The sequence below is a fragment of the Bacillus sp. FJAT-44742 genome (assembly GCF_002797315.1).
Classification (GTDB): domain Bacteria; phylum Bacillota; class Bacilli; order Bacillales; family Marinococcaceae; genus Thalassorhabdus; species Thalassorhabdus alkalitolerans.
The window spans coordinates 1,968,139-1,991,430 of record NZ_KZ454936.1 but is presented as its reverse complement, the minus strand read 5'-3'; the positions used below and the strand labels follow the sequence as shown (position 1 = coordinate 1,991,430).

Sequence of the window (23,292 nt, the reverse complement as noted above, 5' to 3'; positions counted from 1 at the left end):
CTACCTGAATTTCAGGTAGGAATATTTTTTATCCCGCTCAGATCAGAAGGAAGAACGACGGGTGTAATGGAAATAGTAAATTGCTAAATGCAGGGAAAAGAAAAGGGGGGCATACAGTGAAGTATAGAAGCGTCTTTGATATTATTGGACCTGTAATGATTGGTCCATCGAGTTCTCACACAGCTGGAGCTGCAAGAATTGGCAGAATGGCTAGAACCCTGTTTGGCAGCACGCCTGAACAAGCAGATATATTTTTTTATGGATCGTTTGCCAGGACCTATAAAGGCCACGGCACGGATGTAGCTGTCGTGGGCGGCGTGCTTGACTTTGATACCTTTGATGAAAGGCTTCCCCAATCATTGACTCTAGCAAAAGAGCAAGGAGTTACTGTTCGTTTTTCTGTGGAAGAAACCATCACAGATCACCCCAATACTGTAAGAATTCGTTTAGCAGCGAAGGAAAAAGAAATTGAACTCGTGGGCATTTCCATAGGAGGCGGCAAAGTGGAAATTACCGAATTAAATGGCTTTGAGCTTCGCCTTTCTGGTACACAGCCAGCCATTCTTGTCATTCATAAGGACCATTTTGGTGTGATTGCAAACGTATCGGAAAAGCTGGCAAAAGAAAAGATTAATATTGGGCATATGGAAGTCTCCCGTAAAGAAAAAGGCGAACAAGCACTTATGGTGCTGGAGGTAGATCAGGATATTACACCGTCTTTACTAAGAAAAATAGAAAAGATTACGTATGTCACACAAGTATCCAAAATTCATGACTAAAAGGGGTGAGAGGATGTTTAGAAATGCAGCTGAGCTTGTCGAAGCAGCAGAATCAAAAAAAATACCAATATCACAAGTGATGCTTGAACAAGAGTGTGAGATTAAAAAAGTGACCAAGGAGCAAGTTTTTAAAGACATGGAAAGAAACGTAGAGGTTATGGAAAAGGCTGTCGAGCGGGGAATTAATGAGTCTGTTACCTCTGTATCTGGTTTGACCGGTGGAGATGCGGTTAAACTTCAGTCCTATATGGCTGATCATGAGACACTCTCAGGCCCCCTTTTACTTGATGCTGTAAGTAAAGCGATGGCAACAAATGAAGTGAACGCCGCAATGGGAACCATTTGTGCAACACCGACAGCAGGTTCGGCTGGAGTGGTTCCAGGGACAATGTTTGCTCTTAGCGGGAAATATAATGCTTCAAAAGAGGATAAAGTGAGATTTTTGTTAACGGCAGGCGCTTTTGGAATGGTTGTAGCAAATAATGCTTCCATATCAGGAGCTGAAGGAGGGTGTCAGGCTGAGGTAGGATCGGCTGCAGGCATGGCAGCGGCCGCAGCCGTAGAGCTTGCCGGGGGTTCTCCCTCCCAATGTGCAGAAGCGATGGCGATGACGTTAAAAAATTTATTAGGTCTGGTATGTGATCCGGTCGCTGGTCTTGTAGAGGTTCCTTGTGTAAAAAGAAATGCTGCGGGGACAGCAGTTGCATTAATGGCTGCCGATATGGCTCTAGCGGGAATAGAGAGCCGTATTCCTTGCGATGAAGTGATTGAGGCAATGTATAAAATCGGCCAGGTCATGCCGTCAGCACTTCGTGAAACTGCACAGGGTGGACTGGCGGCAACACCGACAGGGCGAGAGTGGGAAACAAAAATATTCGGCATCGCCCTTGATAAGAAATGACCGGCTTACCAAGTCTTCCCGTTTCTAAGGTGAAAGGAATCGGAGAAGAAAAAGAAAAAGAATTAAATGCTCTGCACATTCACTCTGTGAACGATCTTTTGGAATATTACCCCTATCGATATGAAGATTATGAAGTAAAAGATGTCACAGAGCTTGAGCATGATGAAAGAGGCACGATTCAAGGAGTAGTGCAAAGCGAACCTTCTGTTCAGTATTTTGGGAGGAAAAAGTCCAGGGTTTCCGTGAGGGTGCTGACCAATGGTGTGTTAGTGAAAGCGGTTTTTTTCAATCGTCCTTTTGTGAAACAGCAAATAAAAAACGGAGATGAGCTCACGATCACAGGAAAGATTGACAAAAACCGCCTGCAAATGACCGTGCAGGACTATAAAAAGGGTTCTAAGGAATCTGAAGCATCCCTTGAGCCTGTATATTCTGTTGGAGGAAAAGTTACAGTGAAGCAGCTTCGGGGATTTATTCGAACAGCCTATCGCCAGTTTGGAGATATGATCGAAGATAATCTGCCTCCGTTATTTCTTGATCGCTATAAGCTGCCGTCCAAAAAAAATACACTTTTTCATATTCACCATCCTAAAGACAGAGAAGCGTTAAAGCATGCAAGAAGAAGAATTATATATGAAGAATTTCTCCTCTTTCAATTGAAAATGCAAATGTTCAAGAGAATACAGCGAATGGCCCGGGAAGGGATTGTCCATACCTTTGAACAAAAGGAAGTAGACGAGTTTATTAATAAGCTTCCCTTTCCATTAACAGGCGCTCAAAACCGAGTGACAGCAGAGATACTTGAGGATCTCCAATCACCGTATTCAATGAATCGCCTTCTACAAGGGGACGTGGGGTCAGGGAAAACGGTGGTGGCTGCTATAGCCATGTTTACCGCCTTTTTGTCTGGTTACCAGTCTGCCTTAATGGTTCCGACTGAAATATTGGCCGAACAGCATTATCGCTCCTTACAGGAGCTGTTGGAGCCTGCTGGGCTGTCTATAGCACTTTTAACAGGATCAACAAAAACCAAAGCAAGAAGAGAAATCAATGAGGCTTTAAAAAGCAAGGAAATCCAAATCGTAATAGGAACTCATGCCTTAATACAAGAAGGTGTTGAATTTAGCAGTCTGGGGCTTGTCATAACAGATGAACAGCATAGATTTGGCGTCATGCAGCGCCGGGCATTAAAGGAAAAAGGCAAGACACCAGATGTCCTTTTTATGACCGCTACCCCGATCCCGAGAACTCTGGCTATTTCTGTATACGGGGATATGGACGTCTCTGTCATTGATGAAATGCCTGCAGGGAGAAAGCCAATTGAAACGTACTGGGCTAAGCCTCACATGCTTGAGCGCGTTCTCGGGTTTGTTCAAAAAGAAGTAGATCAAGGAAGGCAGGCGTACGTTATCTGTCCTCTTATTGAAGAATCAGATAAGCTGGATGTGCAAAATGTCATTGAAGTCCACGGAATGCTTAAAGACTTTTACCAGGGATATGAGGTTGGGCTCCTTCATGGAAGGCTTTCGAATGAAGAAAAAGAAGAAGTAATGACTGGATTTGATAGAAACGAGATTCACATCCTTGTTTCTACTACCGTTGTGGAGGTAGGAGTGAATGTTCCTAATGCGACGATGATGGTTATCTATGATGCCGAAAGGTTTGGCCTTGCCCAGCTTCATCAGCTGCGTGGTCGTGTCGGCCGGGGAGAGCACCAGTCCTATTGTATTCTAATTGCTGACCCGAAATCTGAGACAGGCAAAGAAAGAATGAGGATTATGACTGAAACTAATGATGGCTTTGTTCTCTCGGAAGAAGATTTAAAGCTTCGGGGGCCTGGCGATTTCTTTGGCCAGAAACAAAGCGGCATGCCCGAATTTAAGATGGCTGATGTGGTTCATGATTACAGGGCATTGGAAGTAGCCAGAAACGATGCGGCCAAACTGGTTAATAGCAATGAATTTTGGCAAGAAGAACAGTTTGCTCCTCTGCGTTTATTTCTGGAACAAGAAGGAGTGCTGGATGGCGAAAAGCTTGACTAGATAGAATTGTTTGCAATTAAAACGTAAGGGTTATATACTGCTCTTAGTACCTAGTCATAGAAGTGGATGGTGTAAAGACCATGAAATTATCCAAGAAAGAGCGGCAGGAGCTCGTCATTCAAACGATTAAAGACGATCCCTTTATTACAGACGAGTCATTAGCAAAGAAGTTTCATGTAAGTGTACAAACGATCCGCTTAGATAGGTTAGAGCTTTCTATACCAGAGCATAGAGAAAGAATAAAACACGTCGCAAGAAAGCAGCTTGACGATGTACGCGCCCTTCAATTAGAGGAAGTAATAGGCGAAATAGTAGATTTGCAGCTTGATGAGTATGCTATTTCTATTTTAGATATAAAAAAAGACCACGTTTTTGAACGTACAGGCATTGCAAGGGGGCACCACCTTTTTGCCCAGGCCAATTCCCTGGCGGTAGCGATTATTAACGATGAACTAGCCTTAACAGCCAAAGCAAATGTAAAATTTACACGGCAGGTTTCAGCAGGAGAAAGAGTAATTGCTAAAGCCCAGGTGAAGAAAAATGACCAGGTACGGACAATTGTGGAAGTAAATAGTAACGTGAACCAGGAATTAGTGTTCTCTGGAGAATTTGTTATGTTTCGTTCATCAGGAAAGGAAACCTCAGGAGAAGGAGAGAAGGTATAAATGAAAATTGCTATAGACGTCATGGGCGGCGATCATGCTCCTAAGGCTCAAGTGGCTGGTGCACTTGCTGCTGTCAGTTCGTACCATGATTTAGAAGTTATCTTAGTTGGCAATGAAGCAGACATACTTGATCACTTAAAGCCTCATAAAAAAATTTCGATTATACATACAGTGGAAAAGATTGAAGATGAGGACCCACCGACAAGGGCAGTACGCCGGAAAAAAGATTCCTCAATGGTCCTTGCTGTTAAGGAAGTAAAGGAAGGACGGGCTGACGCCTGTATTTCTTCAGGAAATACAGGAGCCTTAATGACTGCAGGTTTGCTTCATGTAGGAAGGATCCCAGGCATTGAACGTCCTGCTTTAGCTCCTATGCTTCCCACCTTAGATGGAAACGGCTTTTTACTTCTTGACGTAGGGGCGAATGTGGATGCCAAGGCGGAACATTTGTACCAAAACGCTCTTATGGGCAGCACATACATGGAAATGGTCAAAAAAGTTAAACTCCCAAGGGTTGGTTTATTAAATATCGGTACTGAATCTGGAAAAGGAAATGAATTGACGAAACAGACGTTTGGACTGCTTCAACATGCTCCAATCAACTTCATCGGAAATGTAGAAGCTCGTGACGTCATGGACGGTGTGTGTGACGTGGTCGTTTGTGATGGATTTTCAGGTAACCTGGTTTTGAAAACGATAGAAGGAACTGCGGGAGCCTTGTTTTCCTTGTTGAAAAAAGAGCTTACTTCCTCCTTGAAAAATAAAATGGCGGCAGGAGTCTTAAAACCTGGTTTAAAGAATGTCAAAGAACAGCTGAGTTATTCACAGTACGGAGGAGCCGGGTTATTTGGTTTGAAAGCTCCTGTCATAAAAGCCCATGGGTCTTCTGACCATACTGCAATATTTCATGCGATCCGTCAGGCAAAACAAATGGTTGAAGAAGACGTGGCAAGCGTTATCCAAAAGGAAATTAAAGACACAAATTCAGTGAGGGTGAATGAATAATGTCTAAGATTGCATTTATTTTTCCAGGTCAGGGCTCACAAGAAGTAGGAATGGCTCAAAATGTGTTTGAACAGAATGAAAAAGCAAGCTCTGTTATTAAAAAAGCAGACGAGAGGCTGGAGTATTCCCTATCTGGATATATGTTTAACGGTCCTAAAGAAGTCCTGAAGAAAACAGAACATGCTCAGCCTGCCCTTCTTACTGCAAGTACAGCTCTGTTAGAAACAGTGAAGGAGAAGGACCTCTCTCCGGATTTTGTTGCGGGTCACAGCCTTGGAGAATATTCAGCGCTTGTGGCTGCAGGAGTATTGTCATTTGAGGATGCAGTTTATGCAGTTAGACAAAGAGGATTATTTATGGAGGAAGCTGTTCCGGACGGTGTAGGGGCAATGGCTGCCATAATGGGTCTAGAGCGGACTGAACTTGAAAGGGTTTGTACAGAAGCTTCTGCAGAAGGCGAAACCGCAGAGCTAGCCAACTTAAATGCTCCAGGTCAAATCGTGATCTCAGGCTCGAAAAAAGGAGTAGAGACGGCCTCTGATCTTGCGAAGGAGGCTGGTGCGAAACGAGCGATTCCTTTGGAAGTAAGCGGACCTTTCCATTCCACACTGATGGAGCCGGCCAAGGACAAGCTTCGAGATGTGCTGAGTGACATTTCTTTTCAAGATGCCGGCGTTCCTGTAATGACGAATGTAACGGCTCTGCCCGAAACAAACGGGGAGACTCTTCGAGATCTCCTCGTGGATCAGGTGACTTCTCCTGTGCTTTGGGAAGACACCATTAAAAATTTAATAGAACGAGATGTGACTACATTCATCGAAATAGGTTCTGGTAATGTATTGTCAGGACTTGTCCGCAGAATTCAGCGTCGTGGGCTTGAGGTGCATGCAGTTAATGATTTGGAATCCTTGGAAAAAACGATAAAAAAGCTGAAGGAGGAATAAAGCATGGCTGAAGAAAGATCTGCTCTTATCACTGGGGCATCAAGAGGGATTGGCCGGGCAATTGCGTTAGAACTGGCCAAAAACGGAATCAATGTCGGTGTGAACTATGCCGGCAGTAAGGAAAAAGCAGAGGCTGTCGTGAAAGAATGTGAAGAATATGGAGTACGCTCATTTGCCATTCAAGCAGACGTATCCAGTGAACAAGATGTCAAAGCAATGATTAAAGAAACCGTTGAGCAATTTGGGCGCTTGGACATCCTGGTTAACAATGCAGGAATCACAAGGGACAATCTCGTCATGCGTTTGAAAGAAGATGACTGGGATGCAGTAATGGATACAAACTTAAAAGGTGTTTTCCAATGCTCCAAAGCGGTGGCGAGACAAATGATGAAGCAGCGTGCAGGAAAAATCATTAATATTTCTTCTGTTGTAGGTGTCCTTGGTAATGCAGGACAGGCTAACTACGTAGCGGCGAAAGCCGGGGTGATCGGTTTGACTAAAACACTGGCTAGGGAATTTGCCAGCCGCAATATTCAAGTGAACGCCGTCGCCCCTGGCTTTATTGAAACGGAAATGACTGAAGAACTTGGCGAAGAGGTGAAGAACGATTTGCTAAACCAAATTCCTCTTGGTAAGCTTGGTAAGCCTGAAGAAGTTGCAGCCGTCGTTCGCTTTTTATCTTCTTCAGATGCAGATTACCTTACAGGGCAAACCATTCATGTTGATGGCGGGATGGTTATGCCGTAAGGGGAACCCAAATCATCCTAGCTTTTTAAGGAAGTATATCCTATAATTGCATGAGGTAAAGCTCTTTTCCTTCTTGATCCCTGGAAAACAGGGAAGGATGGAAGCTGACGCTTTAAAGGAGGTGAAAACAGATGGCTCAAAATGAAACACTTGACCGTGTCCGCGGAATTGTGGTTGATCGTCTTGGAGTGGAAGAATCTGAGGTAACGCTTGAAGCTACCTTTAAAGATGATCTAGGAGCAGACTCCCTTGATGTAGTGGAGCTTGTCATGGAATTGGAAGATGAATTTGATCTTGAAATTTCCGACGAAGAAGCTGAGAAAATTTCCACAGTTGCTGATGTCGTAAACTACATAGAAAATCAGCAATAGGATAATTGAAAAAGGATAGTCCCATGGACCCTCTATGGGACTTCCTTTACATTTTATTTGGTTCCTTTAAGTAACGTAAAGGCCAGCCAGTGAAAGAAGATATGATGATGGTGTGGAGGTAAAAGGATGTCAAAGTCAAATCATCAGCAAAGGCGCCCACAGAGAAAAGGCAAGAAAAAGCTTACTTTATCACCTGCCCATAAAGCTAAGTTTACGGATATGCTTCAACAATTAGACCTCTCTTTTCAAGATGAAAAACTTTTAATACAAGCGTTTACACATTCCTCCTATGTAAATGAGCATCGGATCCGCTCAGTGAATGATAATGAACGGCTGGAGTTTCTTGGTGACGCGGTGTTGGAATTAGCGGTCTCTCAGCATCTATTTAAAGGATTTCCAACGATGAGTGAGGGGGAGATGACCAAGCTGCGAGCAGCAATTGTTTGTGAAGCCTCATTGGCAAATTTGGCAGAAGGCTTGCAATTTGGTGATTTGGTACTCCTCGGCAAGGGGGAAGAAATGACAGGGGGCCGCAGAAGGCCTGCCTTGCTGGCAGATGTATTTGAAGCTTTTATCGGCGCTCTTTATTTAGACAGCGGCATGGATAAGGTGTACACTTTTTTAAACAAAACAGTCTACCCTAAGATTAATCAGGGTGCATTTTCTCATATGATGGATTTTAAAAGCCAGCTTCAAGAGCATGTCCAGCGAGACAGCCTGGGGACACTTCATTATGAAATTGTTGAAGAGAAAGGACCGGCACACAGCAGGGAATTTGTTTCTCAGGTTTATTTAAATGAAGGAGTTCTTGGCAAAGGGCAAGGGCGCTCTAAGAAAGAAGCAGAGCAGCATGCTGCTCAGCAAGCCATTATGAAACTGGCTGAAGAAAGCGAGAGATAAGAAGGAGGGTGTCCCCAAAGTCTAATTTTGGGGACACCCTTCTTTTGTTTAGTACCTATGTCTGGTTTCAGCAAACAAAATGGAGACATTCAGTTGAAAGGATAAGGGCAACCTAGTTCTTTTTTAAATTTCCAAGCTCGGAAACTATGGCATCCATTTCACTCACACTAATGTTATCCTTGGCAGTTACCATTTCATACAGGTCTTTAATGTCGTTATACTGCTCAATGTCAAAGCTTTCAGGCTGAAAAGCTCCAGTGTTTACCACTTGGAGTTTATTGCTGATTTCACTAATCATGAAAGCAAGGTTTTCTTCATTTTTCGTTTCTAAATTCATAAAAACACCCTTTCTTTTTAGGATTTGTGTAGGCTCAGTGTTAATTGGCCCACTTCTGCCTTGTTTACGTACCTTATCTGCTATGCTTTTTATGAACCGGCATGTCTTTAATTGTAATTGCTGCATAGGAATTACGCAAAACATTCTAGATTCATGCCATTTCTTCTGAAAATAGCGTCGATATGGTAAAATATATAGGTTGTCAAAGAAACAGACACCATGTAATACACCAATGAATATTGCTAAGACAAAGAAAAAGGAGGAAATTTCATGTTCCTCAAACGGTTAGAAGTAAGTGGATTTAAATCCTTTGCAGAAAAAATGAATATTGAATTTGTTTCAGGGGTTACTGCAGTAGTAGGACCAAATGGAAGTGGGAAAAGCAACATTTCAGATGGAATCCGCTGGGTGCTGGGTGAACAGTCTGCCCGGTCTCTTCGTGGTTCAAAAATGGAAGATATCATATTTGCCGGGAGTGATACGAGAAAGCCTTTAAACATGGCGGAAGTAACTCTGGTTTTAAATAATGAAGACGAGTTTTTAGATGTAGACTACAGTGAGGTGAGCATTACCCGACGCCTCTTCAGATCTGGGGACAGTGAGTATCTTATTAATAACCAGCCATGCCGCCTAAAGGATATTACTACTTTGTTTATGGATTCAGGACTTGGGAAAGAGGCATTTTCTATTATAGGACAAGGAAAAGTAGAAGAAGTTCTTTCAAGTAAACCTGAAGAAAGGCGTTCAATCTTTGAAGAGGCAGCTGGAGTATTAAAATACAAACAAAGAAAAACAAAGGCTAATAAGAAACTGACTGAAACGGAAGAAAACTTAAATAGAGTAGAAGATATTCTCCATGAGCTTGAATATCAAAGAGAGCCTATGGAAATTCAGGCTTCCATCGCCAAGGATTATCTTGCAAAAAAAGAAGAGCTTGAGAAAGTTGAAGTAGCTTTAACGGTAGAAGAAATTAAAGAGCTTCATGGAGAGTGGGAGCAGGCTAAACAGGAAGCTTCCATATTAGAAGAAAAAGAAGAAAAGGCTGCATCTCTTGCTGCTAATAGAGAATTAAAAGTTAAGTCGGCTCGTGAAAACATTCAGTTGCTTGATGGAAAACTTTCTCACCTGCAGGAAGAACTTTTAACAGTAAGCAAAGCCTTAGAAAAAGAAGAAGGAAGAAGAGAGCTTTTAAAAGAAAAAGGAAAAAACATAACGGATAGAAAAAAAGAATTAGAGGAGCGGTTTCAGTCACAGCAAGAGAAAGCAGAAACAATACGGACTCGAATCGTGGAAGAGGAAACAGAGCTTGAAAAAAGGCAGAGATCAACGCAGAAAATTTCCGCTGACCTGAAGGAAACAGAAACACAGCTTCAGCTCAATGAGCGAGATATAGAAAAAGAACTAGAAGAGTCAAAAGCAGAGTATATAGAGCTCCTCAATGAACAAGCTGCTTTACGTAATGAAAAACGCTATGTTGCTGAACAAAAAGAACTTCTGAAAAGCAGATTAACTCGCTTGAGCAAAGAAAACGAAGACTTTTTGCAAGAAAGAGATTCCTTTAACAAGGTAAAGGCAGAAGCGCAGCTTGAAGAAGAAAAGGCACTAAAAGTGGTACAATCGTTAACGGAGACGTTTCGGGAACTGACTGAGGAACAGGCCCTACTTGAAGAAAAAGCTGAGGAAAAAGAAGGACAATTGTTTAAGGCCTACCGTTATATTCAGGAGACAAGGTCGAGAAAAAAAGTACTTGAGGAAATGGAAACAGATTTTTCCGGATTTTACCAAGGGGTGAAATCTGTGTTAAAAGAGCGTGGAAGGAAACTTTCAGGAATTGAAGGAGCCGTCGCCGAACTCATTCAAGTTCCTAAACCATATGAAACGGCTGTCGAGATTGCGCTTGGAGCGTCTCTTCAGCATATCGTAGTGAAAGAAGAGAGCCATGCCAGACAAGCGATCGAGTTTCTGAAGTCCTCTCGTCAAGGCCGGGCTACATTTCTGCCCCTTTCTGCTATCCAAGGGAGATATTTATCCGGTGAACTATTGGGGAAAGTTTCACAGAATCCAGGTTTTATTGGCATAGGAGCCGATTTGATCGACACAAATTCAGAATATAAAAAGGTAATTCAGTCGCTACTTGGCCAGGTTGTGATTGCTGAAACACTTGAGGATGCCAACCAAATGGCTAAGAAAACCGGCTACCGTGTCCGAATCGTCACTCTTGATGGAGATATAGTCAATCCTGGAGGTTCTATGACAGGCGGAAGCGTGAACAAGAACAGCGCCAGGCTGCTAGGAAGGCAGCGAGAATTAGAAGAGCTCCGCTCCAAGCTTTCTGATATGGAGAAAAAAACGGAAAAGGCTGAGCAGACTGTCAAGGAAATAAAGAAAAAACTTAAAGAGAAAAACGAAAAGCTGATTAATACTCAAAAGGAAATGGAAGAAAAACGAACGATCCTTCAGGAGGCAAGAGACAAAAGAGCAAGAATTGAGGGAGAAGCTCACCGATTTGATTCTAGACTGTCTCTTTATGATCGGGAGTCGAAGTCAGTTAAAGAGGAAAAAAGAACTCTTGAAACACGAGAAGCTACTTTGCAAACTAAAGAAATAGAGGTAGCTGATCTTTTGGCAGGTCTCGAAAAAGATATTGCTGAAAAAGAACATAAGCAAAAAGAAAAAGAATCCTCTGCGGATCTTTTAAAAGAACGATTGACAGAGCTGAAAGTTAATCTGGCTTCTCATAGGGAAAAGATTACTTACCAAAAGCAGAAGATAAAAGAACTTAGGGAGGAAGAAGAAAAAACAAAAAACTCCGTACAAAAGGTACAAGAAGAGCTGGCTTTTATTAATGAAAGGCTTCAAGCCATGAGCAGCGGATCCGGTGATATTAATCAGGATATTGATGAGACTAAAATGCGAAAAAAAGAGATAACGAATCATGTTTCCGCACTTCAGGCCGAGAGAAAAGAGAGTTACGAACAAGTTCAGGAACTGGAGGAATCTTTGCGTGTCAACCAGCGTGAGGTAAAGCGCCTTTCTGGGGTGAGACATGAAAAGCAAGTAGAGATGAATCGTTTGGATGTTCAGCTTGATCATTGTCTTACCCGGCTGCAGCAAGAATATGAAATCAGCTTCGAGAAAGCAAGCCGTGATTATGAACTGAAACTTTCAATGGAGAAAGCCAGGGAACAAGTGAATTTAATTAAGCTTGGAATTGAGGAGCTGGGAAACGTAAACCTTGGTGCGATTGAAGAGTTTGAGCGAATCAGTGAACGATTTGAATTCTTGACTGAGCAGCGTGAGGACTTAATGTCAGCCAAGGACACGCTGAGCAGTGTGATCCAGGAAATGGACGAGGAGATGAGAAGGAGATTCCAGGAGACATTTCAGGCGATCCAGAAAAATTTTAAGGAAACCTTTTGTGAATTGTTTGGCGGAGGAGAAGCAGACCTTGTGCTTACACAGCCAGAGGATTTGTTAGAGACTGGGATAGATATCATCGCCAGACCACCGGGAAAGAAGCTCCAGCACCTGACACTGCTGTCAGGTGGAGAGAAGGCACTGACAGCGATTGCCCTTCTCTTTTCGATTCTTAAAGTGAAGCCTGTGCCTTTTTGTGTGCTTGACGAAGTAGAAGCAGCCCTTGATGAGGCAAACGTGGCAAGGTTTTCTCAGTACCTTAAAACATTTAGTGAGGGAACTCAGTTTATTGTTGTTACCCACCGGAAAGCTACCATGGAAGAAGCTGATGTACTTTATGGAATTACCATGGAAGAATCAGGTGTTTCCAAGATGGTATCTGTGAAACTGGAGCAGGCTGACCAGCTGATCGAGCCAGTACACAGCTGATTCCTCTTACTAAAAACAAACCAAACAAAATCAGATAATTAGCTAAAAAAAGGAGGGAAAAAGCCCGCTTTAGGCGGGTTTAAACGTATGAGTTTTTTCAAGAAGCTAAAGGATAAATTTACAAACCAATCAGACACTGTGACAGAAAAGTTCAAGGATGGCATGAGCAAAACGAGAGAATCTTTTCTAGGTAAAATGAATGAACTATTTGCACGCTATCGAACTGTTGATGAAGATTTCTTTGAAGAGCTTGAAGAGTTGCTGATTGGTGCAGATGTTGGTGTGGAAACTGTACTTGAATTGATTGACGAGCTCAAAGATGAGGTGCGTCTTCGAAATATCAAAGATACAAGCGGTTTAGCACCGGTTATTAGTGAAAAGCTTGCAGAGAAACTTGATAAAACTGGTGAAGACTCTGCTCTCAATATGCAGGAAAATGATATGACAGTCATCTTGTTTGTCGGGGTTAATGGGGTAGGAAAAACGACGACCATTGGAAAAATGGCTCATATGTTCAAGGAAGAAGGAAAGTCAGTCATGATGGCAGCAGGGGATACGTTCCGGGCAGGAGCGATTGAGCAGCTTGAGGTCTGGGGAGAACGTGTAGGCGTTGATGTGGTCAAGCAGCAGGCAGGTTCAGATCCGGCTGCTGTGATGTATGATGCCGTTCAGTCTGCAAAATCAAAAAACGTGGACGTGCTTCTTTGTGATACGGCTGGCCGCCTGCAAAACAAAGTCAATCTTATGAAAGAGCTTGAAAAAGTAAAGAAAGTCATTTCCCGTGAAATCCCAGATGCTCCCCATGAAGTGCTCTTGGTGCTTGATGCAACAACGGGACAAAATGCGATGAGTCAGGCCAAGACCTTTGGGGAGGCAACGGATGTGTCAGGTATTATATTAACGAAACTCGACGGGACTGCTAAAGGGGGTATTGTTCTTGCGATTCGCAATGAACTGGACATTCCTGTAAAGTATGTAGGGCTTGGCGAGAAAATGGATGACCTTCAGCCGTTTGATTCAGAGCAGTTCGTATATGGCCTCTTTAAAGAGCTCGTGGAAGAGACATCTGAAGAAACGGAAGAGGATTAAGGAAGAGTTTTTCATAAAAATGATGGAGGATAACCCACAGAGAAGGCGGTCTGATCGCGCAGGAAACGTCAATTCTTAAGAGGCAAAGTCTGGCGGCAGGTGCAGCCTGTTTGGTTAGAGTAGTGAGCAATCTCTCGTGCCGTTTCGTTATAAAAAACAATAGGAAAAGGCCGTTAAGATTTTTTCTTGACAACAGTCTTTTATTCCTGTAATATGCCCTTTGTAAAGGAATTTCACTTAACACAAGGGGTGGACAAGTTGTTAGAGAAAACTGTTCGAATGAATGCTTTATTTGACTTTTATCAACCCTTGTTAACAAGTAAGCAACAGAAATATATGGAATTATATTTTTTGGATGATTACTCTCTTGGTGAGATTGCCGAGGAGTTTGATGTGAGCAGGCAGGCTGTTTATGATAATATCAAACGAACGGAGGCAATGCTTGAAGAGTACGAGCAGAAATTAAGCCTTTACTCAAAATATAAAGAACGAACAAGTAAGTATAAGCAGTTGAAAGCTCTATTGGGAGCGGGTGGCTGTTTATCTGAAGAGATCGGAACGATTATTGCTTCTCTTGAAAAAATTGAAGAGGAGGGGATGAACTGATGGCATTTGAAGGACTGGCTGAACGCCTGCAAGGTACCCTCGATCGTATTAAGGGACGTGGAAAAGTATCTGAAGCAGATGTGAAAGAAATGATGCGGGAAGTGCGCCTGGCTCTTTTAGAAGCCGATGTGAACTTTAAAGTCGTAAAGCAGTTTATCAATCGGGTGAAAGAAAGAGCGGTCGGCCAGGAAGTAATGAAAAGCCTTACGCCGGGCCAGCAGGTAATCAAGGTAGTTAACGAGGAACTTCAGGAGCTTATGGGAGGAGAGCAAAGCAAAATTGCCCATGCTCAGAAACCTCCGACGGTAGTGATGATGGTAGGCCTGCAAGGGGCCGGTAAGACAACGAGCACAGCAAAGCTTGCCAACCACCTCCGGAAAAAGCATAACAGGCAGCCGTTAATGGCCGCAGCCGACATTTACCGTCCTGCTGCTATTAAACAGCTTGAAACTCTTGGCGGACAGCTGAATATGCCTGTATTTTCCTTAGGAGACCAGGTGAGCCCTGTTGATATTGCTTCACAGGCTGTTGACAAGGCAAAAGAAGAGCATAATGATTATGTTCTGATTGATACGGCAGGACGCCTTCATGTTGATGAAGATCTCATGGATGAACTTTTACAGATCAAAGAAAAAGTAAATCCCGATGAAATTCTATTGGTTGTGGATGCAATGACCGGACAAGATGCGGTCAATGTTGCGGAAAGCTTTAATGAACAGCTCGGGCTTACTGGAGTCATTCTTACCAAGCTTGATGGTGACACCCGGGGCGGTGCTGCTTTATCTGTTAAAGCTGTCACCGATACACCGATTAAATTTGCGGGTATGGGTGAAAAGATTGACCAGCTTGAGCCGTTTCATCCGGAGCGGATGGCTTCGCGCATCCTCGGAATGGGAGATGTCCTGTCCCTCATTGAAAAAGCCCAGACCAACGTGGATGAAGAAAGAGCAAAAGAACTAGAAAAGAAAATGAGAAATGCAGATCTTACCTTCGATGACTTTTTAGAACAATTAGAGCAAGTTCGCAGCATGGGGCCGCTCGATGAGCTGTTAAACATGATGCCGGGGATGAACAAAATGAAAGGGCTGAAAAATGCCCAGGTCGATGAAAGTCAAATTGGCCGTGTCGAAGCCATTGTCCGCTCTATGACTAAGGATGAGAAGCAGAATCCGTCTCTCATGAATGCAAGCCGAAAACGGAGAATTGCAAAAGGGAGCGGTACAACCATCCAGGATGTCAACCGTCTCTTAAAGCAATTTGAAGATATGAAGAAAATGATGAAACAAATGTCTTCGATGCAAAAAGGAAAGAAAAAGGGTAAAGGCGGCTTTAATTTCCCTTTTATGTAGTGAAAAGGAAAAAGCCTTTACAGCGAGTCAATAACCTATTATAATGTGCTATTGTGAAATAAATTTGGAGGTGACCATAAATGGCAGTTAAAATTCGTCTTAAACGTATGGGAAGTAAAAAGAAACCTTTCTACCGTGTGGTTGTAGCAGATTCTCGTGCTCCACGTGATGGTAGATTTATCGAGGAGATTGGAACTTACAATCCTCTTGAAGATCCAGCAGTGGTAAATCTTAACGAAGACAAAGCTGTAAACTGGATGCTAGAAGGCGCTAAGCCGTCTGACACTGTACGCAACCTTTTCTCAAGAGAAGGAATCATGGAAAAGCTACACAACGCAAAGAATCAAAAATAACGCTGGATGGCGGATAAGCGAGGGATCGGTTCATGAAACAGCTTGTTGAAAACATGGCCCGTGCCCTCGTGGATCATCCTGATGCGGTACGTGTTCAGGAAAAGGAGCAAGATAACACCCTCGTCCTCACACTATCGGTCCACGAGGAAGATATGGGAAAAGTGATCGGAAAGCAAGGGAAAATAGCCAATGCGATCCGTACCGTGCTTTATGCAGCCGGTTCCCATCATAATAAACGTGTTCGGCTTGACATTGTTGAATAAGAGAACAAAAAGGGTGAGGAGGCTTCCTCTCCCTTTTTTTACCCTATAAAAGAATGTAAAATGGGGATATAGTGCAAGTGTTATCCAGTTACAACTAAGGGAACCTCCCAGCATTATTCATTGCCGGAATACTTCTTTTGTATATGCCAGCAAATAAGAGGTGGGTTATGAGGATTATAAAGAAAGCCCAAATAAAGCAAATATTAACTCCTGAGAGAAAGCAGTATTTACTCTCTGAATTAAATAGACAAGTTGAACGGTATGAAAGAGAAATCGAACAACTCCGTTTTCAGATGCAAAAACAGCTGAAGGCTGTGCAGGATTCCAGGAGGATCAAAACAAAGGAACGCTTTGAAAAGGAAATCCATAAGCGTTTAGAAAAGATCAGGGCAGCTGACTTTCAGAAGTCCCAGCTTGAACAAATCCCTCTCGAAACTGAAATGCCAGACGGGACAGTGGACACCCTTTGTCTTGTTGAAGAAGGGGACGATTGGGAAAACATCATGCAAGAGGATGAAATCATCATTAAAAACGGGAAAGTACATGAGATCAGAAAGGGAAGGTCAGAAGATGACAACGAACTGGTTTAATGTAGGTAAGATTGTTAATACTCATGGAGTAAAAGGGGAAGTGAGAGTCATTTCTGTAACCGACTTTGAAGAGGAAAGGTTTCAGGAAGGAGCTTTGCTTTACTTTTCCTATCCTGATCAAGAAGAAGTGATCCCTTTAACGGTAAAAACACATCGTCTCCATAAGCAGTTTCACCTTCTGCAGTTTGAAGGATACCATTCGTTAAATGAAGTAGAACCTTTAAAGGGCGGGGAACTAAAAGTGGCAGAGGACCAGCTTGGTGCTCTAGAAGAAAATGAATACTACCATCATGACATTATCGGCTGCGAAGTTGTCACTGATGAAGGGGAGATTCTTGGAACGGTTAAGGAAATTCTCTCTCCCGGTGCCAATGATGTCTGGGTCGTGAAACAGAAAGGAAAAGGAAAGGACATTCTCATTCCCTATATAGAGGAAGTAGTGACTGATGTAGACATAGAAAAAGAGAAAATTACAGTCCGTCTTATGGAAGGGCTGCTGCCAGAATGAGAATGGATTTTTTAACTCTTTTTCCAGAGATGTTTCATGGAGTTTTAAACACCTCCATTTTGAAGCAGGCACAGGATAAAAAGGCAGTAGAATACCATGTGACAGACTTTCGCTCTTATTCTGAAAACAAGCACCAGAAAGTAGATGACTACCCGTATGGCGGCGGAGCCGGCATGGTGCTCACTCCCCAGCCTCTGTTTGATGCTGTCGAAGATGCATCGGCAGCAAGCCATGCAAAGCCAAGAGTGATACTTCTCTGCCCTCAGGGAAAGCGCTTTACCCAGGAGACAGCTGAAGAACTGGCAGAAGAAAAGCATCTTATCTTTATTTGCGGTCACTATGAAGGATATGATGAACGTATTCGAGAGCAGCTGGTTACGGATGAAATTTCTATTGGTGACTTTGTTCTTACGGGAGGCGAGCTTGGTTCAATGGTTATTGCCGACAGTGTGACCAGGCTGCTTCCGGAAGTACTTGGCAACAAAGACTCTGCGGTTACGGACTCCTTTTCCACAGGATATTTAGAGCATCCTCATTATACGAGGCCTGCAGACTTCCGAGGCATGAAGGTACCCGACGTTCTCCTCTCTGGGCATCATAAGCGCATCGAAGAATGGCGGAGAAAGGAAGCACTCAAACGAACCTATGAGCGGAGACCTGATCTTCTGGATATTGAAAGATTACATGCAGAAGAGAAAAAGTGGCTTGATGAAATAAAAAACAGCAGAGACAGTTGATATCACTTACGTCATATGGTATGATACTCTTTGTGGCGAAAGCCCCGTGAATACGATGTTCCGCTGCGGAAGCAGTACCGTAAGAGCATTCGAGAGAAGGAGGGGAAATTAAGATGGAACAGCTTATTCGTGAAATTACTCAAGAACAGTTAAAAACTGACCTTCCTGCATTTCGCGCCGGTGACACAGTACGTGTACACGTGAAAGTTGTCGAGGGAACTCGTGAACGTATCCAGGTATTCGAAGGCGTAGTAATCAAGCGCCGCGGAGGCGGAATCAGTGAAACGTTTACTGTACGAAAAGTATCCTATGGCGTAGGAATTGAAAGAACGTTCCCAGTACATTCTCCGCGTATCGACAAGGTCGAATTGAAACGCCGCGGAAAAGTACGTCAAGCTAGATTGTACTACCTTCGCAGTCTGCAAGGTAAAGCAGCTAGAATTAAAGAACTCAGATAGGATTAGGTGTAAAAGGAGCTTGGCAACCAAGCTCCTTTTTTGTACTTGCAGGATAAGGTAAGATAAAGAAACAAAACCATAGTGAATAAGTGCTTTCTTATTAGAAATGTTAGGAATTGATAGGCGAGGAGAAAAAGGGATGATGAAAAGACATGAAGTAGAAATCAGAGAAGGACTGCTGCTTATGGCGTTTGCGTTTATTATTGTAGCGGTGACAAGAGGGTTGTTGGTCGTGCCGATCGTAGTAGAAGGCCAGTCAATGATGCCCGCTCTTTCCCATGAAGACAGAGTAGTTGTTAACAAAGCCGGCTACTGGTTTTCTGAACCATCTACTTTTGATGTTGTCGTTTTCCATGCCACTCCTGAAAAAGATTACATAAAAAGGATAATCGCCACCCCAGGGGACAAATTAAACTATGCCCATAACGAATTGTATTTAAATGAGCAAAAAATCGAAGAACCTTTCTTGAGAGAGTACCCTGACGAGATCAAAGAGCACACGCTGACTCCTGATTTTACTCTTGAAGGGGTGACTGGGGAGGTAACTGTCCCTGAAGGCTATGTATTTGTCCTTGGGGATAACCGGAACCACAGCCTGGATTCAAGAGCCTTTGGCCTGGTTTCCATTGATGATATTATAGGGAAGGCAAGCTTTACGTTTTGGCCTGTCTCACGGCTCGGTTTTGTCCCCTAAGAACTAGAATGAAAAGAGCAGGTGATAGCATGACAATCCAATGGTTTCCCGGCCATATGGCCAAAGCAAGACGAGAAGTAACGGAACAGCTCAAAAGAGTAGATATGGTGGTGGAGCTTACAGATGCCCGAATCCCTCTTTCCTCCAGAAATCCAATGCTAGATGACGTGATAGGGGAGAAAAAAAGACTTGTCATCTTAACGAAAAGCGATCTGGCAGATGAAAAGCTGACAAAAGAGTGGATCAGTTGGTTTAAAAACGACGGAGCAGCTGCGATGGCAATAAATGCCCACACGGATGCCGGCATAAAAGAAATGATTCAAAATTCAAAAGAGATCACAGCCCCTATCTTTGATAAGATGAGAAAGAAGGGGATCCGTCCACGCCCCATACGCGCCATGATTGTTGGGATTCCTAATGTGGGAAAATCAACGTTAATCAACCGCCTTCATGGAAAAAAGACAGCGAAAACCGGAGACAGACCAGGTGTGACAAAAGCACAGCAGTGGCTGAAAGTAGGTAAAGAAATGGAGCTGCTGGACACCCCCGGTATTTTATGGCCTAAATTTGAAGACCAGCAGATTGGATACCGATTGGCTGCCACTGGGGCAATTAAGGATGAATTGCTTGATTTTCAGGATATTGCCTTATTTGCTTTAAATACCTTCAAATCAAGGTATCCTGAAAGGTTAAAAGAAAGATATCAATTAGAAGAGCCTCTTCCTGACGATGGAGTAGAGCTTTTTGAAGAAATTGGAAAGAAGCGAGGCTGCCTCATGAGCGGGGGATTTATTGACTATGATAAAGCAGCTGAAATTGTTCTTCGCGATCTGCGGGGAGGAAAATTAGGTCCCTTCACATTAGAAACGCCAGAAGAATGGAAGGAAAAGGGTACAGAAAGTTAACTGTACTCTTTTTCGTTCTTTACATAAAGAAAATACTGACCGAAATAAGAAATATAGACTGAAGCAATGTGGTTAGGAAAGTAGGTTTAGCAATGAAACGGTTATCTATAGCCCAAATCAAAGAGGAATTATTTCAGGAGAGACCTCCGTCTGCTGAATTCTTAGAGCAGCTTGCCGAGGATGAAAGAAAAGGGGTTCAGCAAGTAGTAAAAAGGTATGAGCAAAAGCGCAAAAAGGAACAGCAAATGCTGGAAGAATATGAGCGAATGAACAAATATGAAGCAAAGCTGATAAAAGAGGGGTACCAGGCTGTTGCAGGGATCGATGAAGTGGGAAGAGGACCGCTAGCAGGACCGGTGACAGCGGCTGCGGTCATTCTGGGACATCAGGAAGAGAAACTCCTAGGATTAACAGATTCAAAAATCCTTTCAGAAGCTAAGCGGGAATACTATTATGAAAAGATTATGGATCAAGCAGAAGCGGTTGGTGTGGTTCATATTCCTGCTGAGATGATTGATAAAGTAAATATATACCAGGCAACGAAGATTGCTATGGTCGAGGCAGTGCAGAAGCTTTCCAAAAAAGCTGATCATTTATTAATTGATGCTATGAATCTTCCATTACCTGTTCCGCAAACCTCCATTGTAAAAGGTGATGCCAACAGCCTGTCTATTGCGGCTGCTTCGGTCATAGCAAAAGTGACACGAGACCGTCTGATGCAAGACATACATGAGGAATATCCACAGTACGGGTTTAGCAGGAATGCTGGATACGGGACAAGAGAGCATATCGAGGCAATGCGTACATATGGGATCACTCGTTACCACCGAAAAAGCTTTTCCCCTGTTCCGTCGTTTGCAAAGGATGAATAAAAGGAAGAGGTGATTGGTAATGTCTCCTATCCGTTTCAAGCCCTTTCTGCCCACTGTGACCGCTAAGTTAGAAGCCTCCTTAGCGACAGGTGAGAGCTATTTTTTTAAAGTAGTGCCCAGTAAAGGCATTCCCAGGCTGCGGCTGCTTCATCCTTCTATTGACTTCTCACACAGCGAGCAAAGCTCTAAGCTCCTTATAGAACTTGGTATGCAGCAAACCAGGGGAAACCAGTGGCTCCTGAATTATTTTTTAAAAAACAACCTCCCCTTTCAAGAAGAACAATTGGCAAAAGGAGGAGAGCTTCTTCAGAGCTCAGGGGCTTTCCATGAAAAAGGGGGAGAGATTGTAAGGGAGATGATGGAACGACGTCTTCCTTTTACACAAGAAGTGTTCTCAGCGATCAGCGCTTTAAAAGAGGGCTCGTCTGTATCCTTGCAAATTCAGGAGCTGATACGAACAGGAGAAGTGCTTAGAGAGAAAGGAAACCTCACAGAGTCAGCAGCTGAATTTGTAGCACACCTTCAAAGATTCCAGGCATCCATGCAGGTGCCAGAGAAAGCTTATAAAGAAAAAGAACCGCTTCTTTCTTTGCTGACACTCGCTGTAAAAGAGGGAAGCAAAGAGAAAGCAGGAGCCCTTCAACTGTTAGAAAGGCTGAATCTTGTGCCCCAGGGTGCCCACAAAAACCCTCAGTTTTTTTACGAGGCCCAAGCTCGATTTTTTAAAAGATTATCTCGTCAACCTGTTCAGGAGATGGCCCGGAAAATAACAACACTGCCATTACCCCTGCTTGTAAACATGCAGCCCCAGCAGCTTTTTCCTCTGCTTATGGAATCAGCTTTATTTCAAGAAAAAGGGGTTGATTCAAAGGAAATGAAAGCGTTATTACAGCTTTTTCACTCCTTTGCAAACAATCAGCCTGAGGCCAGGCCTTTTTACACGTTAGTTACTCTTAATGAGCAAGGGGATCTGACAAAGGAGGAAAGACAGGCACTGCTTTCGCTTATAAGCAGCAACACAACTTCTCCACTGCTTCCAAACCATGTGAAGAGTCTCCTTCACTCGTTAGGTATGCAGCACGAAAACATGCTTCAAAGCTCGTTTATAACGGGTGGTGAAAGAAATGAAACTATAAAAGCACTTCTCTTACACTATTCTCCTCTTCTTCCTTTTCCTTTGAAAGAGAGAGCAGAGCTTCTTCTTCAGAGAATAACCGGCCAGCAGCTCCTTGCACTAGAAACCCAGCATCCGTTTTTAAACGGGGCTATACAGCTTCCCTTGTTTTTCGGCAAGCATGGTTCGGACATTACTATTCAGTGGGAAGGACAGCGAAGAGCAGATGGGTCGTTGAACGAAGACCATTGTCGCTTGCTTATTTTTCTTGAACTTGAAATGTTAAAAGAAACACTGGCAGATGTACAAATTCAAAATCGTGTCGTTTCCATAACGTTGTATAGTGAAAAACGGCCTCCTGCGGCTGTGCTGAAAGGGCTGCAGCCTTATTTGAAACAGAAATTAGAAGAAAACGAGTATACCCTTTCCTCACTTCAATGGAAAGATGGCCATTCTCTTTTACATACGGCCACTCCCTATTTACAGGAAAATAATAATCCGGTTCATTTTGGAAGGATGGATATTCGGATATGAAAGATTTATATTCAACAAAGAACGCCGTCGCTTTAAGCTATGAGGACTCAAAGGACTGGGCACCGGTGGTAAAGGCCAAAGGAAAAGGAATGGCGGCTGCAGAAATTATTGCAAAAGCAAAAGAGCATAACATTCCTATTCAGGAAGATCCTTCATTGGTCGAGCTTCTTTCCAATCTTAACATGAATGAAACCATTCCAGATGATTTGTATGAAGTCGTTGCTGAGGTGTTCGCTTTTTTGTACAGGATAGATAAAGCAATGAAATAAGAAGAAACGGTAAGGGTCATACTATCCGTAAAAAGTAAAAGAGGTGGCCCAGGTGAAAAAAAACAAGCTCGATGTAGAAGGCGCAGAACAATGTGTAAAAAGTTTCAGTGAAGAATTTGCTCAGGAATTTGGAGTTTTTTCTTCAGTCCAGGAAATGGATGCAAAAGCAAAAGACATGAAAAAAACCATGAATTGCAGCAAGGAAAACGAACAAAAGAAAGAAAAATAAAGGGGTGTCTCCTAAAGGAGGTGCTTTCATCTGAGATCATGGTTTGCCCTTAAGGAATAAGGACAGCATTCATTCAAGGCCTTTCATTTTGCATTTATGGTATCTTCTATTCACAGGAAAAGCTTCAGCTTCCTCTTGGGCAGAGACAGCTCAATGAAGGACCATTCAGCTGGAGCTTATTTCTC

At 43.1% G+C, this 23,292-nt stretch carries 26 protein-coding genes; 25 read left to right on the top strand and 1 reads right to left on the bottom strand.

From position 1 onward, the window contains the following. The first annotated feature begins 116 nt into the window (after window positions 1–116). From sdaAB to rnc, 9 genes are all read left to right on the top strand, one after another. Window positions 117–779 (top strand): L-serine ammonia-lyase, iron-sulfur-dependent subunit beta, encoded by a 663-nt coding sequence (gene sdaAB / locus CEF17_RS09875; RefSeq protein WP_100399382.1) that lies wholly within the window; start codon window positions 117–119, stop codon window positions 777–779. 13 nt (window positions 780–792) lie between these two features. Continuing rightward, window positions 793–1,680, top strand: coding sequence for an L-serine ammonia-lyase, iron-sulfur-dependent, subunit alpha (gene sdaAA / locus CEF17_RS09870; RefSeq protein ID WP_100399381.1), 888 nt, complete (start codon window positions 793–795; stop codon window positions 1,678–1,680). Then, window positions 1,677–3,722, top strand: a complete 2,046-nt coding sequence (recG, locus tag CEF17_RS09865; RefSeq protein WP_100399380.1) for an ATP-dependent DNA helicase RecG — start codon at window positions 1,677–1,679, stop codon at window positions 3,720–3,722. The genes sdaAA and recG overlap by 4 nt, the downstream gene beginning before the upstream one ends. An 80-nt stretch (window positions 3,723–3,802) precedes the next feature. Continuing rightward, window positions 3,803–4,387 (top strand): transcription factor FapR, encoded by a 585-nt coding sequence (gene fapR / locus CEF17_RS09860; protein ID WP_100399379.1) that lies wholly within the window; start codon window positions 3,803–3,805, stop codon window positions 4,385–4,387. Then, complete coding sequence (plsX, locus tag CEF17_RS09855) at window positions 4,388–5,392, top strand: phosphate acyltransferase PlsX (protein WP_100399378.1); 1,005 nt, start codon at window positions 4,388–4,390, stop codon at window positions 5,390–5,392. Continuing rightward, entirely contained in the window at window positions 5,392–6,336 is a 945-nt protein-coding gene (fabD, locus tag CEF17_RS09850; RefSeq protein ID WP_100399377.1) for an ACP S-malonyltransferase, read from the top strand. Before plsX ends, fabD begins: the two co-directional genes overlap by 1 nt. Before the next feature lie 3 nt (window positions 6,337–6,339). After that, on the top strand, window positions 6,340–7,083 hold the full coding sequence (fabG, locus tag CEF17_RS09845; protein ID WP_100399376.1) for a 3-oxoacyl-[acyl-carrier-protein] reductase: 744 nt from the start codon (window positions 6,340–6,342) through the stop codon (window positions 7,081–7,083). 131 nt (window positions 7,084–7,214) lie between these two features. Next, entirely contained in the window at window positions 7,215–7,454 is a 240-nt protein-coding gene (gene acpP, locus CEF17_RS09840; RefSeq protein ID WP_100399375.1) for an acyl carrier protein, read from the top strand. A gap of 126 nt (window positions 7,455–7,580) precedes the next feature. After that, on the top strand, window positions 7,581–8,354 hold the full coding sequence (rnc, locus tag CEF17_RS09835; protein ID WP_100399374.1) for a ribonuclease III: 774 nt from the start codon (window positions 7,581–7,583) through the stop codon (window positions 8,352–8,354). Between the two features lie 112 nt (window positions 8,355–8,466). Here the strand turns inward: rnc and CEF17_RS20950 are convergent, their stop codons facing one another. Beyond that, window positions 8,467–8,817 (bottom strand): DUF1128 domain-containing protein, encoded by a 351-nt coding sequence (locus tag CEF17_RS20950; RefSeq protein WP_332835294.1) that lies wholly within the window; start codon window positions 8,815–8,817, stop codon window positions 8,467–8,469. Between the two features lie 144 nt (window positions 8,818–8,961). Here CEF17_RS20950 and smc point away from each other — a divergent pair, with 144 nt between their 5' ends. From smc to CEF17_RS20005, 16 genes are all read left to right on the top strand, one after another. After that, window positions 8,962–12,537, top strand: coding sequence for a chromosome segregation protein SMC (smc, locus tag CEF17_RS09825; protein WP_100399372.1), 3,576 nt, complete (start codon window positions 8,962–8,964; stop codon window positions 12,535–12,537). Window positions 12,538–12,624: 87 nt separating this feature from the next. Next, window positions 12,625–13,626: a signal recognition particle-docking protein FtsY gene (gene ftsY / locus CEF17_RS09820; protein ID WP_100399371.1), complete on the top strand. Its 1,002-nt coding sequence runs from the start codon at window positions 12,625–12,627 to the stop codon at window positions 13,624–13,626. A 258-nt stretch (window positions 13,627–13,884) separates the two neighbouring features. Further along, entirely contained in the window at window positions 13,885–14,232 is a 348-nt protein-coding gene (locus tag CEF17_RS09815) for a putative DNA-binding protein (protein WP_100399370.1), read from the top strand. After that, window positions 14,232–15,581 (top strand): signal recognition particle protein, encoded by a 1,350-nt coding sequence (gene ffh / locus CEF17_RS09810; protein ID WP_100399369.1) that lies wholly within the window; start codon window positions 14,232–14,234, stop codon window positions 15,579–15,581. The genes CEF17_RS09815 and ffh overlap by 1 nt, the downstream gene beginning before the upstream one ends. An 80-nt stretch (window positions 15,582–15,661) precedes the next feature. Continuing rightward, complete coding sequence (gene rpsP / locus CEF17_RS09805; protein WP_054635291.1) at window positions 15,662–15,934, top strand: 30S ribosomal protein S16; 273 nt, start codon at window positions 15,662–15,664, stop codon at window positions 15,932–15,934. Window positions 15,935–15,966: 32 nt separating this feature from the next. Further along, window positions 15,967–16,197: a KH domain-containing protein gene (locus CEF17_RS09800; protein WP_054635292.1), complete on the top strand. Its 231-nt coding sequence runs from the start codon at window positions 15,967–15,969 to the stop codon at window positions 16,195–16,197. 167 nt (window positions 16,198–16,364) lie between these two features. Further along, window positions 16,365–16,787: a YlqD family protein gene (locus tag CEF17_RS09795; RefSeq protein WP_054635293.1), complete on the top strand. Its 423-nt coding sequence runs from the start codon at window positions 16,365–16,367 to the stop codon at window positions 16,785–16,787. Further along, the gene (rimM, locus tag CEF17_RS09790; RefSeq protein WP_100399368.1) at window positions 16,768–17,295 is read left to right on the top strand and encodes a ribosome maturation factor RimM; all 528 of its coding nucleotides are present in this window, start codon (window positions 16,768–16,770) and stop codon (window positions 17,293–17,295) included. The genes CEF17_RS09795 and rimM overlap by 20 nt, the downstream gene beginning before the upstream one ends. Beyond that, window positions 17,292–18,032: a tRNA (guanosine(37)-N1)-methyltransferase TrmD gene (trmD, locus tag CEF17_RS09785; protein WP_100399367.1), complete on the top strand. Its 741-nt coding sequence runs from the start codon at window positions 17,292–17,294 to the stop codon at window positions 18,030–18,032. The genes rimM and trmD overlap by 4 nt, the downstream gene beginning before the upstream one ends. Before the next feature lie 113 nt (window positions 18,033–18,145). Further along, the gene (gene rplS, locus CEF17_RS09780; protein ID WP_054635296.1) at window positions 18,146–18,490 is read left to right on the top strand and encodes a 50S ribosomal protein L19; all 345 of its coding nucleotides are present in this window, start codon (window positions 18,146–18,148) and stop codon (window positions 18,488–18,490) included. 139 nt (window positions 18,491–18,629) lie between these two features. Beyond that, window positions 18,630–19,184 (top strand): signal peptidase I, encoded by a 555-nt coding sequence (gene lepB, locus CEF17_RS09775; protein ID WP_100399366.1) that lies wholly within the window; start codon window positions 18,630–18,632, stop codon window positions 19,182–19,184. A gap of 29 nt (window positions 19,185–19,213) precedes the next feature. Next, window positions 19,214–20,089: a ribosome biogenesis GTPase YlqF gene (gene ylqF / locus CEF17_RS09770; RefSeq protein ID WP_100399365.1), complete on the top strand. Its 876-nt coding sequence runs from the start codon at window positions 19,214–19,216 to the stop codon at window positions 20,087–20,089. A gap of 92 nt (window positions 20,090–20,181) precedes the next feature. Further along, entirely contained in the window at window positions 20,182–20,961 is a 780-nt protein-coding gene (locus tag CEF17_RS09765; RefSeq protein ID WP_100399364.1) for a ribonuclease HII, read from the top strand. A 19-nt stretch (window positions 20,962–20,980) separates the two neighbouring features. Next, entirely contained in the window at window positions 20,981–22,609 is a 1,629-nt protein-coding gene (locus CEF17_RS09760) for a hypothetical protein (protein WP_100399363.1), read from the top strand. After that, window positions 22,606–22,878 carry an EscU/YscU/HrcU family type III secretion system export apparatus switch protein gene (locus CEF17_RS09755; RefSeq protein WP_100399362.1) on the top strand — a complete coding sequence of 91 codons (273 nt, stop codon included), beginning with the start codon at window positions 22,606–22,608 and terminating at the stop codon, window positions 22,876–22,878. Before CEF17_RS09760 ends, CEF17_RS09755 begins: the two co-directional genes overlap by 4 nt. 52 nt (window positions 22,879–22,930) lie before the next feature. Beyond that, window positions 22,931–23,107 carry a hypothetical protein gene (locus CEF17_RS20005; RefSeq protein WP_157842999.1) on the top strand — a complete coding sequence of 59 codons (177 nt, stop codon included), beginning with the start codon at window positions 22,931–22,933 and terminating at the stop codon, window positions 23,105–23,107. Window positions 23,108–23,292: the final 185 nt, after the last annotated feature.

Bases quoted from the DNA above. Each gene is read 5' to 3' on its own strand.
- trmD (WP_100399367.1), top strand. From the start codon at position 17,292: ATGAGAATGGATTTTTTAACTCTTTTTCCAGAGATGTTTCATGGAGTT.
- recG (WP_100399380.1), top strand. From the start codon at position 1,677: ATGACCGGCTTACCAAGTCTTCCCGTTTCTAAGGTGAAAGGAATCGGA.
- fapR (WP_100399379.1), top strand. From the start codon at position 3,803: ATGAAATTATCCAAGAAAGAGCGGCAGGAGCTCGTCATTCAAACGATT.
- smc (WP_100399372.1), top strand. From the start codon at position 8,962: ATGTTCCTCAAACGGTTAGAAGTAAGTGGATTTAAATCCTTTGCAGAA.
- CEF17_RS09795 (WP_054635293.1), top strand. From the start codon at position 16,365: ATGAGGATTATAAAGAAAGCCCAAATAAAGCAAATATTAACTCCTGAG.
- CEF17_RS09800 (WP_054635292.1), top strand. From the start codon at position 15,967: ATGAAACAGCTTGTTGAAAACATGGCCCGTGCCCTCGTGGATCATCCT.
- CEF17_RS09765 (WP_100399364.1), top strand. From the start codon at position 20,182: ATGAAACGGTTATCTATAGCCCAAATCAAAGAGGAATTATTTCAGGAG.
- ffh (WP_100399369.1), top strand. From the start codon at position 14,232: ATGGCATTTGAAGGACTGGCTGAACGCCTGCAAGGTACCCTCGATCGT.
- ftsY (WP_100399371.1), top strand. From the start codon at position 12,625: ATGAGTTTTTTCAAGAAGCTAAAGGATAAATTTACAAACCAATCAGAC.
- sdaAA (WP_100399381.1), top strand. From the start codon at position 793: ATGTTTAGAAATGCAGCTGAGCTTGTCGAAGCAGCAGAATCAAAAAAA.
- CEF17_RS09755 (WP_100399362.1), top strand. From the start codon at position 22,606: ATGAAAGATTTATATTCAACAAAGAACGCCGTCGCTTTAAGCTATGAG.
- plsX (WP_100399378.1), top strand. From the start codon at position 4,388: ATGAAAATTGCTATAGACGTCATGGGCGGCGATCATGCTCCTAAGGCT.
- fabD (WP_100399377.1), top strand. From the start codon at position 5,392: ATGTCTAAGATTGCATTTATTTTTCCAGGTCAGGGCTCACAAGAAGTA.
- rnc (WP_100399374.1), top strand. From the start codon at position 7,581: ATGTCAAAGTCAAATCATCAGCAAAGGCGCCCACAGAGAAAAGGCAAG.
- ylqF (WP_100399365.1), top strand. From the start codon at position 19,214: ATGACAATCCAATGGTTTCCCGGCCATATGGCCAAAGCAAGACGAGAA.
- acpP (WP_100399375.1), top strand. From the start codon at position 7,215: ATGGCTCAAAATGAAACACTTGACCGTGTCCGCGGAATTGTGGTTGAT.
- rpsP (WP_054635291.1), top strand. From the start codon at position 15,662: ATGGCAGTTAAAATTCGTCTTAAACGTATGGGAAGTAAAAAGAAACCT.
- CEF17_RS09760 (WP_100399363.1), top strand. From the start codon at position 20,981: ATGTCTCCTATCCGTTTCAAGCCCTTTCTGCCCACTGTGACCGCTAAG.
- fabG (WP_100399376.1), top strand. From the start codon at position 6,340: ATGGCTGAAGAAAGATCTGCTCTTATCACTGGGGCATCAAGAGGGATT.
- rimM (WP_100399368.1), top strand. From the start codon at position 16,768: ATGACAACGAACTGGTTTAATGTAGGTAAGATTGTTAATACTCATGGA.
- lepB (WP_100399366.1), top strand. From the start codon at position 18,630: ATGATGAAAAGACATGAAGTAGAAATCAGAGAAGGACTGCTGCTTATG.
- CEF17_RS20950 (WP_332835294.1), bottom strand. From the start codon at position 8,817: ATGCAGCAATTACAATTAAAGACATGCCGGTTCATAAAAAGCATAGCA.
- rplS (WP_054635296.1), top strand. From the start codon at position 18,146: ATGGAACAGCTTATTCGTGAAATTACTCAAGAACAGTTAAAAACTGAC.